Origin of the sequence: Thermospira aquatica (assembly GCF_023525255.1) — a bacterium.
Taxonomy (GTDB): Bacteria; Spirochaetota; Brevinematia; order Brevinematales; family Thermospiraceae; genus Thermospira; species Thermospira aquatica.
The window spans coordinates 1979942-1995081 of record NZ_CP073355.1 but is presented as its reverse complement, the minus strand read 5'-3'; the positions used below and the strand labels follow the sequence as shown (position 1 = coordinate 1995081).

General features: G+C 41.8%; 10 protein-coding genes, 1 tRNA gene and 4 pseudogenes. 8 read left to right on the top strand and 7 right to left on the bottom strand.

Annotated features, from left to right (window positions below; translation table 11 throughout):
* Positions 1 to 35: 35 nt before the first annotated feature.
* Positions 36 to 1205 (bottom strand): ABC transporter substrate-binding protein, encoded by a 1170-nt coding sequence (locus tag KDW03_RS09730; RefSeq protein WP_271434884.1) that lies wholly within the window; start codon positions 1203 to 1205, stop codon positions 36 to 38.
* A gap of 307 nt (positions 1206 to 1512) precedes the next feature.
* Here KDW03_RS09730 and KDW03_RS09725 point away from each other — a divergent pair.
* Positions 1513 to 2695, top strand: a pseudogene (locus KDW03_RS09725) (integrase catalytic domain-containing protein); the annotation flags it as partial.
* Positions 2696 to 2759: 64 nt separating this feature from the next.
* On the opposite strand, the gene KDW03_RS09720 reads toward KDW03_RS09725, so the two are convergent.
* Positions 2760 to 3368, bottom strand: coding sequence for a trimeric intracellular cation channel family protein (locus KDW03_RS09720; protein WP_271434883.1), 609 nt, complete (start codon positions 3366 to 3368; stop codon positions 2760 to 2762).
* 146 nt (positions 3369 to 3514) lie between these two features.
* Here KDW03_RS09720 and KDW03_RS09715 point away from each other — a divergent pair, with 146 nt between their 5' ends.
* The 3 genes from KDW03_RS09715 to KDW03_RS09705 are packed head-to-tail and all read left to right on the top strand — an operon-like array spanning position 3515 to position 6655.
* Positions 3515 to 4450 carry a biotin--[acetyl-CoA-carboxylase] ligase gene (locus tag KDW03_RS09715; RefSeq protein WP_271434882.1) on the top strand — a complete coding sequence of 312 codons (936 nt, stop codon included), beginning with the start codon at positions 3515 to 3517 and terminating at the stop codon, positions 4448 to 4450.
* A 2-nt stretch (positions 4451 to 4452) separates the two neighbouring features.
* Entirely contained in the window at positions 4453 to 5703 is a 1251-nt protein-coding gene (locus KDW03_RS09710) for a hypothetical protein (RefSeq protein WP_271434881.1), read from the top strand.
* A 37-nt stretch (positions 5704 to 5740) separates the two neighbouring features.
* Positions 5741 to 6655 carry a sensor domain-containing diguanylate cyclase gene (locus KDW03_RS09705; RefSeq protein ID WP_271434880.1) on the top strand — a complete coding sequence of 305 codons (915 nt, stop codon included), beginning with the start codon at positions 5741 to 5743 and terminating at the stop codon, positions 6653 to 6655.
* On the opposite strand, the gene KDW03_RS09700 is transcribed toward KDW03_RS09705, so the two are convergent.
* The 5 genes from KDW03_RS09700 to KDW03_RS09680 form a co-directional block, all read right to left on the bottom strand.
* Complete coding sequence (locus KDW03_RS09700; protein WP_271434879.1) at positions 6648 to 7532, bottom strand: dihydroorotate dehydrogenase; 885 nt, start codon at positions 7530 to 7532, stop codon at positions 6648 to 6650. The two genes, KDW03_RS09705 and KDW03_RS09700, sit on opposite strands and share 8 nt — an antisense overlap.
* On the bottom strand, positions 7525 to 7995 hold the full coding sequence (locus tag KDW03_RS09695; RefSeq protein ID WP_271434878.1) for an HD domain-containing protein: 471 nt from the start codon (positions 7993 to 7995) through the stop codon (positions 7525 to 7527). The genes KDW03_RS09700 and KDW03_RS09695 overlap by 8 nt, the downstream gene beginning before the upstream one ends.
* A gap of 2 nt (positions 7996 to 7997) precedes the next feature.
* Positions 7998 to 8627 carry a putative ABC transporter permease gene (locus tag KDW03_RS09690; protein WP_408648309.1) on the bottom strand — a complete coding sequence of 210 codons (630 nt, stop codon included), beginning with the start codon at positions 8625 to 8627 and terminating at the stop codon, positions 7998 to 8000.
* A 116-nt stretch (positions 8628 to 8743) separates the two neighbouring features.
* Entirely contained in the window at positions 8744 to 9988 is a 1245-nt protein-coding gene (locus KDW03_RS09685; protein ID WP_271434877.1) for a LysM peptidoglycan-binding domain-containing protein, read from the bottom strand.
* Between the two features lie 159 nt (positions 9989 to 10147).
* Positions 10148 to 10219: transfer RNA gene (locus KDW03_RS09680), tRNA-Glu, on the bottom strand.
* A 385-nt stretch (positions 10220 to 10604) separates the two neighbouring features.
* On the opposite strand from KDW03_RS09680, the pseudogene KDW03_RS12430 reads away from it, so the two are divergent.
* The 4 genes and pseudogenes from KDW03_RS12430 to KDW03_RS09630 all read left to right on the top strand — a co-directional run bounded on the left by KDW03_RS12430 (position 10605) and on the right by KDW03_RS09630 (position 15117).
* A pseudogene (locus KDW03_RS12430) lies at positions 10605 to 11820 on the top strand (integrase catalytic domain-containing protein).
* A gap of 448 nt (positions 11821 to 12268) precedes the next feature.
* A pseudogene (locus KDW03_RS12425) lies at positions 12269 to 13493 on the top strand (integrase catalytic domain-containing protein).
* Positions 13481 to 14641 (top strand): annotated as a pseudogene (locus tag KDW03_RS12565) (IS256 family transposase). Before KDW03_RS12425 ends, KDW03_RS12565 begins: the two co-directional pseudogenes overlap by 13 nt.
* The gene (locus KDW03_RS09630) at positions 14638 to 15117 is read left to right on the top strand and encodes a hypothetical protein (RefSeq protein ID WP_271434869.1); all 480 of its coding nucleotides are present in this window, start codon (positions 14638 to 14640) and stop codon (positions 15115 to 15117) included. Before KDW03_RS12565 ends, KDW03_RS09630 begins: the two are co-directional and overlap by 4 nt.
* Positions 15118 to 15140: the final 23 nt, after the last annotated feature.

Genomic DNA, 15140 nt, shown 5'->3' with positions numbered 1-15140 from the left:
CGGACGTCCCTCAAGGACGCCCGGCTTATTATAAATTATTTTACCTCTACCAATTGATTGTTCTCTACTTTGTACACAGCGATCTGATTGTAGGTCTTCTTCTTGGCATCAGCTACATAGATACCCACATTCTTGATCGCATCGCCAGAAGGCAAGAAAGTAATCACACCAGAAACCCCTTGATATCCCCGGAGATTCAACAGAAAATCACGAACCTTGGTTCTATCAATAACTCCACCAGAAGTTTCATAAGCATTCTTCAAAGCAAGCAAGAGCACTTTGAAAGCATCATAGGCATTCTGGGCAAAAGCATCAGGATCCTCTCCATACTTCTCACGGTAAAGCTTGACAAAGTTTTCACGAAGTGGGTTCTTCATACCACTTTCATCAGCAGAGTTAGAGAAGATAACACCATTGGCAAGATCTTTAGCAAGAGCAAAGATCTCAGGATTGGAAAAACCATCAGCTGAAAGAATCTTCACATTCAGACCAAGCTGTTTAGCCTGTTCAAGGATCTGAGCCATTTCTGCCACATAGTTAGGGATATACAAAGCCTCAGGCTGAGCCTCTTTGATCTTGGTAAGCTGGGTCTTGAAATCCTTATCGCCCTGAACCCCTGTCTCAACAGCCACAACCTGACCACCGCTTGCCTCAAAGACACGCTTGAAATCCATGGCCAGACCCTGGCTATAATCATTTTTAATATAAAGAATAGCCACCTTTTTGATGCCCAGTTTTTCAGCTACATAACGACCAAAAACCTCTGCCTGCAGCTGATCAGAAAGCACATTACGGAAGATAAAATCTCCCTTGGAGGTAACATCTTTGTGAGTAGCAGACTGAGAAATCATCACCACTTTGGCTGCCTGTGCCTTTGGTGCAATAGCCAGAGCACAGGAAGAAAACATAGGACCGACAAAACCATAAATCTTGTTCACACCGTAGAGCTTTTCAAAAGCAGCATTGGCCTTTTCAGGCTTACCCTCATCATCTTCAACGTAGAGCTTCACAGGCAGGCCACCAATACCACCCTGAGCATTGATCTCGTCCAGAGCAATCTGAACAGCCTGGAGCGACAGCTTGCCATAGTTGGCTGCATCACCTGTCAGAGGACCAATAAACCCTACAGGGATTTCTGTGAGCTTCTTACTACCACAACCAAGCACCAGGAACACCAGACCAAGAGAGAGAAGAATCCTCTTCATCTTTTCCTCCTTTCATCCATTTTATCAGGATTTTTTAAGAATTTCACTTTATCAAAGAATTATAAAGCTAAGCACTGATTTTTGCAAAAATTCGAATTGCTTCATAATAAAAGTACTCGAAAAGGGAACGTTGCTTCAAAATAAAAAAGTACTTTAAATTTGTGTAAAATAATCCAGTTCATGGCTCGACAAGCTCGCCAACCGTGGCTCGACAAGCTCGCCAACCGGAATTGGGGTGGCGATGTTTGAAAGGAGACCTATTTACAGGGAAACGGCGAAATGATATGCTGAGCTTGTCGAAGCAGAGTATCAAAAAGCCAGCAAAAAGGAGAAAAAGGAGATACTGGATTATTTTGTGAGGATAACAGGCCTAAAAAATCGAAACTATGCCGCCAGGCTCTTGAGGCAGCACGGAAAAACCATCTATGTAGGCAAGAAAAATTACCTTAAAGCCGACATAGCCAAGAAGGGCAAAAGACCTGGCAGAAAGAAAAAATTCGGCGAAGAGGAACTAAAACTTCTAAAAAAGGTCTGGGAAATTGAAAACTACATGTGTGGCAAACGTTTAAAGCCAATTTTAAATGAAGTTTTAGATAATCTCTTAGCAAACGGACATCTCCACGGTTCTCCACAGGCTATAGAAAACTTGCGCCATATAAGTGCTTCAAGTATTGACCGACTTTTGAAACAAGAGCGTAAAAAGCTTGAGATAAAAGGACGAAAAGGTACAAAGCCTGGAACGCTATTAAAGCAACAAATAGCTATACGCACGTGGGCAGAGTGGGATGAAAATTGCCCTGGTTTTATGGAGATTGATCTGGTAGCCCATGAGGGAGGAAATAGCCGGGGAGATTTTGCTCAAACATTAAATATGGTGGATGTTTGGAGCGGTTGGACAGAACTTGTGGCAATCAAAAACAAAGCTTCAAAATGGGTGAGAGAAGCCATAGAAAAAGTCCAAAGAAGACTTCCTTTTGAGTTACGGGGAATTGATTCTGATACCGGTGCTGAATTTATTAATCATCCTCTACGCGATTGGTGTGAGAAGCACCAGATAAAATTTACAAGGGGAAGAAGCTCCCGTTCCAATGATAACTGCTACGTTGAGCAGAAAAACTATTCCATAGTCCGCCAGAATGTTGGATACTTCCGCTACGATACCGAGGAAGAAGTCTACTACTTGAACCGACTCTATGCGTATCTCAGGCATGCCAACTTTTTTCAACCGGGCTATGAAAATGACAGAGAAAAAGAGAATCGGAAGCAAGGTGCAAAAGAAGCATGATGATATTAAAACTCCCTACCAACGGCTTTTAGAAAGCTCTTATGTAAGTGTGGCACAAAAGGAACGCCTAACAAGGCTTTATAAGGCTCTCGATTTGTTTCACCTAAGACAAAAAATTACAGCTTGCCAGAGAAAACTTTTCAGCCTTCAAAAGAAAAAGAATGTAAAAAACAAAAATTTGGAGGAAACTGTATGGAATTTTTGAGTACTTTTTTTTATGAGGCAATGATTCGAATTTCGAGTACTTTTTTATTTGACGCAACGGGAAATTAATCTAGTGAGCGTCTTGGCAAATGCCAACTATAGCGGATAGCCAGCACCCGCCCTACAAAAATAAATCCAACCACCAAAGCAATACTCCAGCTATTGGGAAACGATAGGAAACGGAAAAGATAATATATCCCAGAACCAACAATACAAAAAGACGCGTAAATCTCTTCTCTCAGAACCGACGGAATCTCTCCTACAAAAATATCCCGCAGCATTCCCCCTACTACCCCTGTTGATGTTCCCATGATAATTACCCCCAGTAAGCCGAGAGAGGCACTCATGCCCTTTTCTGCCCCCACAGTCGTAAAAAGAGCTAGTCCCAGAGCATCAAAATACCTCACCCACTGAGAAATGTTTTTTACCCTTCTTCCCAGAAGATACGTAACCACCGAAGACCCAATCGCATAGAGAATCACCTCCTCATGACGAAGCGCCTCAGGCAACTGGTTGAGAAGAACATCCCTCACCATCCCTCCCCCAAGAGCAGTAAGAATACCAAGTACCACTACCCCTAGAATATCAAGGGAATACTTCATCCCCTTCATGGCTCCAGAAACCGCAAATGCGACAATCCCCACAATATTGAGAACAATAAGAAGAACTTCCATTCCACCATCCTCCGGTAAGATGTTTTATTATAACACAAAAAAATAATTTTTCCATTCAAACGAATCTCCTTCCCTATAAAAATTTGCTTTCAAAAATTTTTCGTGGTATAATAAACAAAAAAAAGTATAATTTTTAGGAGAAAAAAATGGATCTGGTTCTTCGGGCCCTCCTGGCAAACCAGGGAAAATTCATTTCTGGTGCCCAGATTGCTGAAATGGTAGATCTTTCACGAACCGCTGTGTGGAAAAGGGTTCAATCCCTCATAGAAAATGGCTATGGTATCGACTGTATCAAAAAAAAGGGATACCGACTCCACACTCTTCCGAAAGACCGTCTCATCCCCGAAAAGCTTTCTCTCCTTTGTTCTCACCCACTTGAGTTTTTTTACAAACCCGAGATAGATTCAACCAACCTCTGGGCCAAAGAAGTCATGGTACGCTATTCCGAAAGCTCACTCTTTTTCACCGACAAACAATATGCAGGAAAAGGAAGACTTGGTCGCCAGTGGGAGAGTGCTCCTGGTAAAGACATCGCCTTTTCCCTCGGCCTTCGAATGAATACGGATGTTTGTCATTACTATCAGTATACCGTTCTCATGGCTCTCGCTGTGAGAAATATTCTTGCCAGCAGTCTTCAAAACGAAGTCAAGATCAAATGGCCAAATGATATTTATATAAACAACAAAAAGATATGCGGCATTCTTACCGAAATGATCACCGAGGAAAACCGACTGAAAACACTCATTATTGGCGTAGGAATCAACATAAACTCCGAACCAAAACTCCCCCAAGCCACCTCTATGAAGATGGTAAGTGGCCAGGAATATGACCGTCATATCATTCTCTCCGAGATTCTCAATACCTTTTTCAAAATGAGAGAAATCATGGATACCTATGGTTTTTCAACCCTCTACGAAGATTGGAAAAAGCATCTTATGGGGCTCTTTCAGTCTGTACGAATTGACACAGGGAAATATATTGTTGAAGGCACCCTGGAAGATGTCAATGAACAGGGTATTGCCGTCATCCGAAATGGAGATCATGTTGAACATGTCTATTCTGGAGATCTCTTTGTTTCTTAAAAATGACAGGATGGATATATCTCTTTGCCCCACCTTCCTATACCCTACAAAATCTCTCTTCCCACCCCCCTTCTCATTCTCTTGCTTCTTCAAACATGAGACTCTATCATCGCGGCTTAAAGATAGACTCAAGACTACCCCTCTTCGTTGATGATGAAAGTGTCTGGAAAGACATCAATGATTTTTTTAGTCGAACTTTTCTTATCTTTCCTTCCGGAACATTTCTCCAGGTGAAAAATACGCCACCTCAGGATACCACCCCTCTCCTCTTTTTCACTTTCCAAAAAAGAGAGAAAAAATTCACGCTTGGTTTTTCTTTAACCGGACTTCAAGATATTGTCTTGCTTCTCTCGGGAAAACCCACAACAACCACAGATATCGATCAGCTGCTCGAAGAGATTGAATCCTGGTTTCGAGCATCCCTGGGAAGACCCCCTCGGGACTTTGATAGCTATGTCACTTCTCTTTCAGACCATAACCTCCAGTGGCTTTTACAATGGCTCCTTTCTCAGAAAATTGTTTCCAGCATGATTCCCTTCCCAAAGAGAAAAAGAAGCTATCGCTGGATCGACGAGGTAAAATACCTTATTCATCATAATCTTTTCTTACATGCCACAAACCTCTATTCGAAAGTGCGGATTCTCCAGTTTTATGCCGACCTCAGACAAAAACAAAACCTCGAGGATCTTCACGAATTTTTGAAAAAATCAGAAACCTGGCATCTCTCCATACCCCATTTTCCCCGAGAAATACGAGAACATTTCTACTACAATATTCCTTCACGGGTAACGGCAGCTTACGGGAGCTTTCTTGAAGAAAAACTCTTCCTTTCCTGGTGGAAAGATGTAGTTTCAGAAAGAGGTTTACGGATTTTATTAGAAGACAGAGAGTGGTGGATATCTCAAACTATGGAAAAACGTGCTTCTGAAGCTATACAATTTCTTACATCATGGTTTACCCTCGAAGCAGAAGATGTTATCAAAAAAGAAGATATGGAGGGGGTGCTTGTTACCCTCACATCACCCTGGCAGATAGAACTCATCGCCCAGGAAATAGGTGTAGCAACGTGTCTCTACGCTCTCAAACCTCTTGAGGTAAAACAGGATCTCCTCCCTGCGATGATGGCTTCCCTTCTCGCAGATATCCGCAGCGGTTATATATACTTCCACGAATGGGGAGATCATCGTATACCCTCTTCTCAAAAAGCTTTTCTTACAGCGGTTTATGTTTTACGACGAATCGGCCGATTATAAACAATATGCAAAAGGAATGCATCTAAGGAATGAATCTATGGAAGTTTTTTTTAAAAAACTCTTCGATCACCTTACGGAGGGGGCTTATATTCTTGATAAAAACCGCAGGATCATCCTGTGGAATAAAGCCGCTGAAAAAATCACAGGATACTCTGTTTCAGAGGTCATAGGAAAATCCTGTCAAGACAACATCCTTCGACATGTAGACATGGACGGAAACAACCTCTGTAAAACAGGGTGTCCTATGCTTCTTGTACTGAACGGACAAGAAACAATTGAAGCAGATGTATTTCTCCATCACAAAGAGGGATATCGTATCCCTGTTCATATCAAAGGATTACTCCTTCCTCCTCTTTTTTTAAAAGAGTATAATCTTGATGAGAGTTCTCCAGTTGCTCTCGAACTCTTTCACCCTCTCTGGCAGGGGATCTTCGTAAAAACTGATGAACTCAAACAACTTGCTTTTCTCGATCCTCTGACCGAATGTCTCAACCGCCGAGGTTTAGAAAGCCTCTTCTACTTTCGTCTCCAGGAAATGCTTTCCTTAAAGAAAAAAATCGGTGTTCTTTTCTTTGATATGGACAACTTCAAATCCTATAACGATACCTACGGTCATGCCATAGGAGACAGGATTCTCATGAATACCGCCATGACTGTTAAACAAACTCTCCGTCCTTTTGATCTCTGGTGTCGTTGGGAAGGTGAAGAGTTTGTTGCTATTCTTTTTGTCGATGACGTGTCTCAGATAGTCCCAATCGCAAAACGATGTTTAAATCTCATTTCTTCCCAGTTCATTGAAACTCCCACAGGCAACATTCATATTACCGCGTCGATTGGTGTCACGGCTCTTCGATCCCCTGAAGGAGTACAAAACGCCATCGAAAGGGCTGACAATCTCATGTATCAGGCAAAACGCCAGGGGAAAAACCGGATTGTTGACGATCTTAGCTAAGAGGCTCTGGAGCAACATCCCCAAAAAAACGCTCAAGAAAATCCACCACCTCTACCGCAAGCGTTGGTTTCACAAAACCCATTGTCCCTATCTGCAATAAACGGGCTCCTGCAAGCAAAAACTCTGCCGCATCCTCCCCAGAGGCTATACCGCCACTTGCAATCACAGGAATATTCACCTCCCGAGAAACCCGATAGACATGAGCTAAAGCCATAGGTTTTACCGCCGGTCCGGAAAATCCAGCAAACTTTCTGGCAAAAACAAAACTTTTCCTGTGAATATCAATTGCCATCCCAAGATAAGTATTAGAAATCGTCACGGCAGCCGCTCCTGCTTTTTCCGCTACTCGGGCATTTCTTACCAGGTCATGCTGGGGACTGAGTTTAACAAACACAGGAAGAGACGATTGTTCAATGGCTTCCGAAACAATCCGATACACAGCTTCCTGCTCACTATCAAACGTTGCCCCTCCCGCGTGGACATTGGGACAACTCAGGTTTAACTCAATCGCCGAAACACCAGGAAGCTTTCCACACCGTGAAGCAAGCTGTACAAAATCCCCCTCTTCATCACCGGCAAGACTCACAATGACATTGGTTTTCCACTCAGCAAAGGGATTTTTCTCCAGAACCTCTCGTTCAAAGACATCAAATCCCTCGTTTTCGAGACCAATGGAGTTCAAAAGCCCTGCTGGGGTTTCATAAAGGCGTGGGGGTGGATTTCCTTTTCTAGGGCGGGGTGTCAGTGTCTTGAGTACCACTCCACCGAGTTGGCTATAGTCATAAAAATCTCGAAAGGGATCCCCCATCCCGAACGTTCCTGAAGCCGTCATGACCGGATTTCGAAATACGATTTGTCCAATTTTTGTTTCAAACACGAGTATACTCCTTTTTCAACCATTTTCGTAAAAACTCTTTCAAAGAAACCCACTTGTCAGCCATACTGACAAGCCAGCTTTCGCTATATCGCGGCCATATCCCTAGTGGCCACATATGAGAAAGAATGATATTTCGTTCGCGCCTGGTAATTCTATAGTAATAATGGGCATTTTTTGCTGATTCTCTGGGATGCTCAAAGGCGTGAAGCTTGCCACTCGGAGGTTTCTCTCGCCGCCAATCATAAAAGAAAAAATCGTTGAGGAGAGCTCCCCGGATGAGCGCCTTTGTTTTTATATGACGCGAAAAAAACTTTTTCAGAAACATTGCCCACCGGTAAGCTACCCTTGCTACACGGAGATTGTGATAGAGTATGCTGTTATCATGATGTCGAATAGTATTTAAACGCAGATAAATTCTCCGCCTCACCATGGCAAGAGTATAACGTTTCACGAGAAGTGGCATACCTACTCCCTGGGAAGAAACCGTTTCACAAACTCAAGAAAAGAATCCGGCGTCTCCTTTAAACGTTCCCGAAACTGCTTCGCCAGATGGGGAAAAACCTCCATGGGATGAAAAAGTCTTTTAAAGTATCGCTGGCTTTCTTTGAGGGACATAGAAGGAATGATAAGTCTTTCAGGAATTTGGGAAAGATTTTCTTTGAGTTGACGTATCCATCGAGCATAGCGCTGGTACATATTGGCAGAAAACCAAAAGTCAACGACAAGATACATGCTGAGCCATCCCGTAAGAAGCCATCGCCACTCTCCCGGAAGGCTGTGTATCAGAGAGAGAAGTGCAGGCTGGACCCACAGAATGACTCCAACAGCTAGCAATCCCCAGAAAAAACTAAACAAGAGACACACACGACCATGAAGATGGAACGGCAAATCACTATAATCCCACAATTTTACCCCAAACCATGTTTCCGTAAACCAACCGGCAATATATTCAACGACAGAAGGCAAAAGAACAAGGGCAATCCATGCCCATACTCCCCAACGTTCAAATGGGAAAAGCTCGCTCAAAAGATAAATCCCGACTCCACCAAAACCATACACTGCAACAAACGGTCCTTGGAGAAAACCAGGATTCACGAGACGCTTTGATTGAATCGAACGAAGATCTTATTAATAATAACACAAAACATCTTGAAAAACAAGTTTTTACAAAAAAAAGGGGCTACCTGGTTATCAGATAGCCCCTGAGCAATCTACTTTCCCTCTCCAACCATCGGAGGAATTTTGAAAACCTGACCGGGATAGATGAGGTCGGGATCCTTGATCTGGTATTTGTTGGCTCTCCAGATCATAGGCCAGAGCCAGTAACGATTGTTATACATATATCCCGCGATCTTCCAGAGACAGTCTCTATTAGCCGGATTAAGTTTCACCGTATACGTGGCAGCCGTTTCCATAGCAAGGAGCATATCAGCCAGTCGAATAGCCTCTCGGGCATAATCAATAGCATCAAGATACTCTTCGCGAGCATAGGCATCTTCTGCAAGTTTTATGTATTTTTCCACCATCGCATCATTCACCTCTTCTTCTCCCTCACCGGCAGCAACATACGTAAACGACGCTTCTAAAGGAAGATAACTACTTCCGCGACGTTTTTTAAGTTCTTCTAGCTTTTTCTTGGCTTCATCAATGTACTGTTCTGCCTTTTGCTTGTTGGTATTAATATTCCCTTCTGCAGGGCTAACTTGCTGTTGGGAAGCCAACTCTTGCTGATAGGCCTGCTCTGCCTTGGTAATGGCACCATCAATCAGGGCAGAAGCCTGTTGAGCGAGAGAGATAGCCTCTTCCAGATCACCATTTGCAAGAGCTTCCTTGGCTCGCTGCAGGATAACAGCCGCATCCGAAAGCTCCTTGGAGGCATAGGTTTTCACAATATCACGATTCTCTGCCGCATAGTACTTGTCCTGCGCTGCGGTTACAGCAGCCGTTGCCTGCTCAACATCGGCAAGGAGTTTTTGCGCAAGAGGAGAAAGTTTTTCATACAGCTTTGAACCCTCCTGATAGGTTGCATCAGGATCCTTTTTTGCATAGGTCTGTTCGAAAGCATTAAAAGAGGATACAGCATCTTCATACGCTTCAGGAGCCCGCTTCTCACCAAAGTTTTCCTTAATCTGGTTCATTAAAGCAACATTCTTTTGATAAATGTCCTCAGCACGACGTTCACGGGCAAGACTGTAAGCTTCATCTGCTTTCTGTTTCGAGGAAACAGCCTTTTCTTTTGCCTCTTTGTTCTTTTTATTTTCTACGAATTTGTTGGCAGCATCATAGTCATTCTGAGCTGCTGCTAACTCCGAAGAGGCAAATAAGGCCGCATCGACTGCCTGGGCTTGTTCAATAGCTTTTTTGGCTTCTTCAAGTTCTTTTTTGGGTACTGATGAACATCCTGCAAACCATAACACCATTCCAATAATGGATAACGTAACAAGTAATTTTCTCATACATCCCTCCTTGTGCGAATTCTCTTGTGCTTATTTTAGCATAAAGAGAAAAAAAAAACAAGTGTTTTTGAGAAATTTTAAAAGATTTTTTGCTCTTACACGGAGAAACTATCTTGTTCAATCAAAAAATAAAAAAAGGCTGGTCGAAACCAGCCGTATTACCCCCACGGGGACTTGAACCCCGGTTGCAGGGATGAAAACCCTGTGTCCTAACCCCTAGACGATGGGGGCACTCTTTAAGAGGGATATATTATAGCATATTTCCCTGACTTTGTCAAGTACCCGAATTGCTTCATAATAAAAGTACTCGAAAAGGGAACGTTGCTTCAAAATAAAAAAGTACTTTAAATTTGTGTAAAATAATCCAGTTCATGGCTCGACAAGCTCGCCAACCGTGGCTCGACAAGCTCGCCAACCGTGGCTCGACAAGCTCGCCAACCGTGGCTCGACAAGCTCGCCAACCGTGGCTCGACAAGCTCGCCAACCGTGGCTCGACAAGCTCGCCAACCGTGGCTCGACAAGCTCGCCAACCGTGGCTCGACAAGCTCGCCAACCGTGGCTCGACAGGCTCGCCAACCGTGGCTCGACAAGCTCGCCAACCGGAATTGGGGTGGCGATGTTTGAAAGGAGACCTATTTACAGGGAAACGGCAAAACAATATCAAAAAGCCAGCAAAAAGGAAAAAATGGAGATACTGGATTATTTTGTGAGGATAACAGGTTTAAAAAACCGAAACTATGCCGCCAGGCTCTTGAGGCAGCACGGAAAAACCATCTATGTAGGCAAGAAAAATTACCTTAAAGCCGACATAGCCAAAAAGGGCAAAAGACCTGGCAGAAAGAAAAAATTCGGCGAAGAGGAACTAAAACTTCTAAAAAAGGTCTGGGAAATTGAAAACTACATGTGTGGCAAACGTTTAAAGCCAATTTTAAATGAAGTTTTAGATAATCTCTTAGCAAACGGACATCTCCACGGTTCTCCACAGGCTATAGAAAACTTGCGCCATATAAGTGCTTCAAGTATTGACCGACTTTTGAAACATGAGCGTAAAAAGCTTGAGATAAAAGGACGAAAAGGCACAAAACCTGGAACGCTATTAAAGCAACAAATAGCTATACGCACGTGGGCAGAGTGGGATGAAAATTGCCCTGGGTTCATGGAGATTGATCTGGTAGCCCATGAGGGAGGAAATAGCCGGGGAGACTTTGCTCAAACATTAAATATGGTGGATGTTTGGAGCGGTTGGACAGAACTTGTGGCAATCAAAACAAAGCTTCAAAATGGGTAAGAGAAGCCATAAAAGTCAAAGGAAGACTTCCTTTTGAGTTACGGGGAATTGATTCTGATACGGTGCTGAATTTATTAATCATCCTCTGCGTGATTGGTGTGAGAAGAACCAGATAAAATTTACAAGGGGAGAAGCTCCGTTCCAATGATAACTGCTACGTTGAGCAGAAAAACTATTCCATAGTCCGCCAGAATGTTGGATACTTCCGCTACGATACCGAGGAAGAAGTCTACTACTTGAACCGACTCTATGCGTATCTCAGGCTTTATGCCAACTTTTTCAACCGTTATGAAAATGACAGAAAAAGAGAATCGGAAGCAAGGTGCAAAAGAAGCATGATGATATTAAAACTCCCTACCAACGGCTTTTAGAAAGCTCTTATGTAAGTGAGGCACAAAAGGAACGCCTAACAAGGCTTTATAAGGCTCTCGATTTGTTTCACCTAAGACAAAAAATTACGGCTTGCCAGAGAAAACTTTTCAGCCTTCAAAAGAAAAAGAATGTAAAAAACAAAAATTTGGAGGAAACTGTATGGAATTTTTGAGTACTTTTTTTTATGAGGCAATGATTCGAATTTCGAGTACTTTTTTATTTGACGCAACGGGAAATTCTCAAGCACAAAACAAAAATTATTTCTGTCTATTTTAGACAAAAAAAATTTTTTTTTGTTATTTTTTTTAAAATATCCCTTAATAATTGAAAGTAGGAGGATTTTATGTCAGATCAAGCTAAAAAAAGGGCAGTGTATACTTAATTGTGTCTGGTAGGAAAAAGATAACCTCCTGTGATAATATAAATAAAACTATCACAGGAGGCCAGATATGATTGAGACGAAGAATATTCTAGAGCTATTCAAACCAATTGTCAAGGAAGCGAATTGCTTCATAATAAAAGTACTCGAAAAGGGAACGTTGCTTCAAAATAAAAAAGTACTTTAAATTTGTGTAAAATAATCCAGTTCAAAGAACTGGAGGTACAAGGTGGAGTTAGCGATGTTTGAAAGGAGACCTATTTACAGGGAAACGGCGAAAGAGTATCAAAAAGCCAGCAAAAAGGAAAAAATGGAGATACTGGATTATTTTGTGAGGATAACAGGCCTAAAAAATCGAAACTATGCCGCCAGGCTCTTGAGGCAGCACGGAAAAACCATCTATGTAGGCAAGAAAAATTACCTTAAAGCCGACATAGCCAAGAAGGGCAAAAGACCTGGCAGAAAGAAAAAATTCGGCGAAGAGGAACTAAAACTTCTAAAAAAGGTCTGGGAAATTGAAAACTACATGTGTGGCAAACGTTTAAAGCCAATTTTAAATGAAGTTTTAGATAATCTCTTAGCAAACGGACATCTCCACGGTTCTCCACAGGCTATAGAAAACTTGCGCCATATAAGTGCTTCAAGTATTGACCGACTTTGAAACATGAGCGTAAAAGCTTGAGATAAAAGGACGAAAAGGTACAAAGCCTGGAACGTTGTTAAAGCAACAAATAGCTATACGCACGTGGGCAGAGTGGGATGAAAATTGCCCTGGTTTTATGGAGATTGATCTGGTTGCCCATGAGGGAGGAAATAGCCGGGGAGATTTTGCTCAAACATTAAATATGGTGGATGTTTGGAGCGGTTGGACAGAACTTGTGGCAATCAAAAACAAAGCTTCAAAATGGGTAAGAGAAGCCATAGAAAAAGTCCAAAGAAGACTTCCTTTTGATTTACGGGGAATTGATTCTGATACCGGTGCTGAATTTATTAATCATCCTCTGCGTGATTGGTGTGAGAAGAACCAGATAAAATTTACAAGGGGGAGAAGCTCCCGTTCCAATGATAACTGCTACGTTGAGCAGAAAAACTATTCCATAGTCCGCCAGAATGTTGGATACTTCCGCTACGATACCGAGGAAGAAGTCTACTACTTGAACCGACTCTATGCGTATCTCAGGCTTTATGCCAAATTTTTTCAACCGGTTATGAAAATGACAGAGAAAAAAAGAATCGGAAGCAAGGTGCAAAAGAAGCATGATGATATTAAAACTCCCTACCAGCGGCTTTTAGAAAGCTCTTATGTAAGTGAGGCACAAAAGGAACGCCTAACAAGGCTTTATAAGGCTCTCGATTTGTTTCACCTAAGACAAAAAATTACAGCTTGCCAGAGAAAACTTTTCAGCCTTCAAAAGAAAAAGAATGTAAAAAACAAAAATTTGGAGGAAACTGTATGGAATTTTTGAGTACTTTTTTTTATGAGGCAATGATTCGAATTTCGAGTACTTTTTTATTTGACGCAACGGGGGAAGTATTAGAGAGTATGTTAAAAGAGGAAAGAGAGATTTACCTGGAAAACAATCCACCCACAAAAGGCAATGGCTTTTACGAAAGGGATTTAAAGACAGCTTTTGGCGAGCTTACAGCCATACGTGTTCCAAGAACAAGGGATAATGGATTTAATAATGCCCTTCTTCCCTATCGCAAGGAAGACTTAGATGCATTGATATCAGGAATGTCAACAAGGAAGATAGCAGAAGTTTTAAAAGAGCTTTATGAAATAAAGATTTCTTATGCTAACATCTCAAGGATAAGCCAGGTAGGCATAGAAGAGATTCAGAAGTGGCGTAGTCGCCCTCTCATGGAAGAATATGCCGGGTATTTCTGGATGCTATGGTGTTTCTATCAAGAGAGATAGGGTAGAAAATGAATCAATATATGTAGCTATAGGCATTACACCTGAGGGAAGACGGGAGATTTTAGGATACTACCTGCCAGGAGGCATGGAAAGTGCTTATAACTGGCGGGAAATTGCTGATATAAGAGAAAAGAGGTGTCAAACAGATTCATTTTATTGTCTCTGATGGCTTAAGTGGTATGAAAAACGTCATAACAGATATATCCCCACACAAAGTATCAGCCCTGTGTAGTCCATGTCATGAGAAACATACTGGCTAAAGTGAGAGTTCAACACAGAAATATCATTGCCACTGAAATAAAAGAGGTATTTCATGCCAAAGACAAACAGGAGGCAGAACAATTGTTTATGAAATTTACACAAAAATGGAAAAATATCTATCCCAACTTAATGAATAACCTCTTGACAATAAGAGAGAATATATTCACTTACATGGAATTACCTGAAGGAATACGAAGCATGGTGTATACAAACAATGCCCTGGAAAGACTCTTTAAAGAACTTAAAAGGAGATTAAAAACAATGGAAATGTGTCAAAGCGAGGCTTCAGCTGAGAAATATCTTTACCTGTTATTAAGATACCAAAATGAGAAGTTCTTAAAAAGAAAGTTAAAAAATTGGGAGTATTACTTTCAACTCTATCGTGAGCAACACTCATACACCAAAGAAAATATTCACAGCGAGGTTATCCTATGACTAGACACAATTTTCTTGACACAATGCAATTTTTAGAAGAATTAGAAAAATATTTACAACAAGATAATAACTTTTTTCAACAATTTGATTGGTGGTTTTTCTCAAAAATTGATGAAACCCTTGACGAAGTGTATATCCCCTACTATCAACCCAAAACAAATAGAATAGAAAAATTCAAACCCGACTTTATCTTCTGGTTCAAGAAAGAAAAGGATTATGCCATTCTCTTTGTCGATCCAAAGGGAACAGAGCATGCTGATGGGTATAGAAAAATAGAGGGCTTTGTAAAGATATTTGAAGAAGAAAAAGAAAAAAACGGCGAAAGCCAACCCAAGACATTCTCCCACAATACATTGTCGGTACAAGTGAAGCTGCTTTTAAAAACCACCGACAGGGCAAATGTTTTACAGGAATACCAGAACTACTGGTTTAAGGATATAAGAGAACTCGAAAATCTCATGAAAATCCCCTCGTGAGGCAATCCTCCCTCTGAAGGGGG

Coding starts and splice junctions, on each gene's coding strand:
- KDW03_RS09730 (WP_271434884.1), bottom strand. CDS start 1,205: ATGAAGAGGATTCTTCTCTCTCTTGGTCTGGTGTTCCTGGTGCTTGGT.
- KDW03_RS09720 (WP_271434883.1), bottom strand. CDS start 3,368: ATGGAAGTTCTTCTTATTGTTCTCAATATTGTGGGGATTGTCGCATTT.
- KDW03_RS09715 (WP_271434882.1), top strand. CDS start 3,515: ATGGATCTGGTTCTTCGGGCCCTCCTGGCAAACCAGGGAAAATTCATT.
- KDW03_RS09710 (WP_271434881.1), top strand. CDS start 4,453: ATGACAGGATGGATATATCTCTTTGCCCCACCTTCCTATACCCTACAA.
- KDW03_RS09705 (WP_271434880.1), top strand. CDS start 5,741: ATGGAAGTTTTTTTTAAAAAACTCTTCGATCACCTTACGGAGGGGGCT.
- KDW03_RS09695 (WP_271434878.1), bottom strand. CDS start 7,995: ATGCCACTTCTCGTGAAACGTTATACTCTTGCCATGGTGAGGCGGAGA.
- KDW03_RS09685 (WP_271434877.1), bottom strand. CDS start 9,988: ATGAGAAAATTACTTGTTACGTTATCCATTATTGGAATGGTGTTATGG.
- KDW03_RS09630 (WP_271434869.1), top strand. CDS start 14,638: ATGACTAGACACAATTTTCTTGACACAATGCAATTTTTAGAAGAATTA.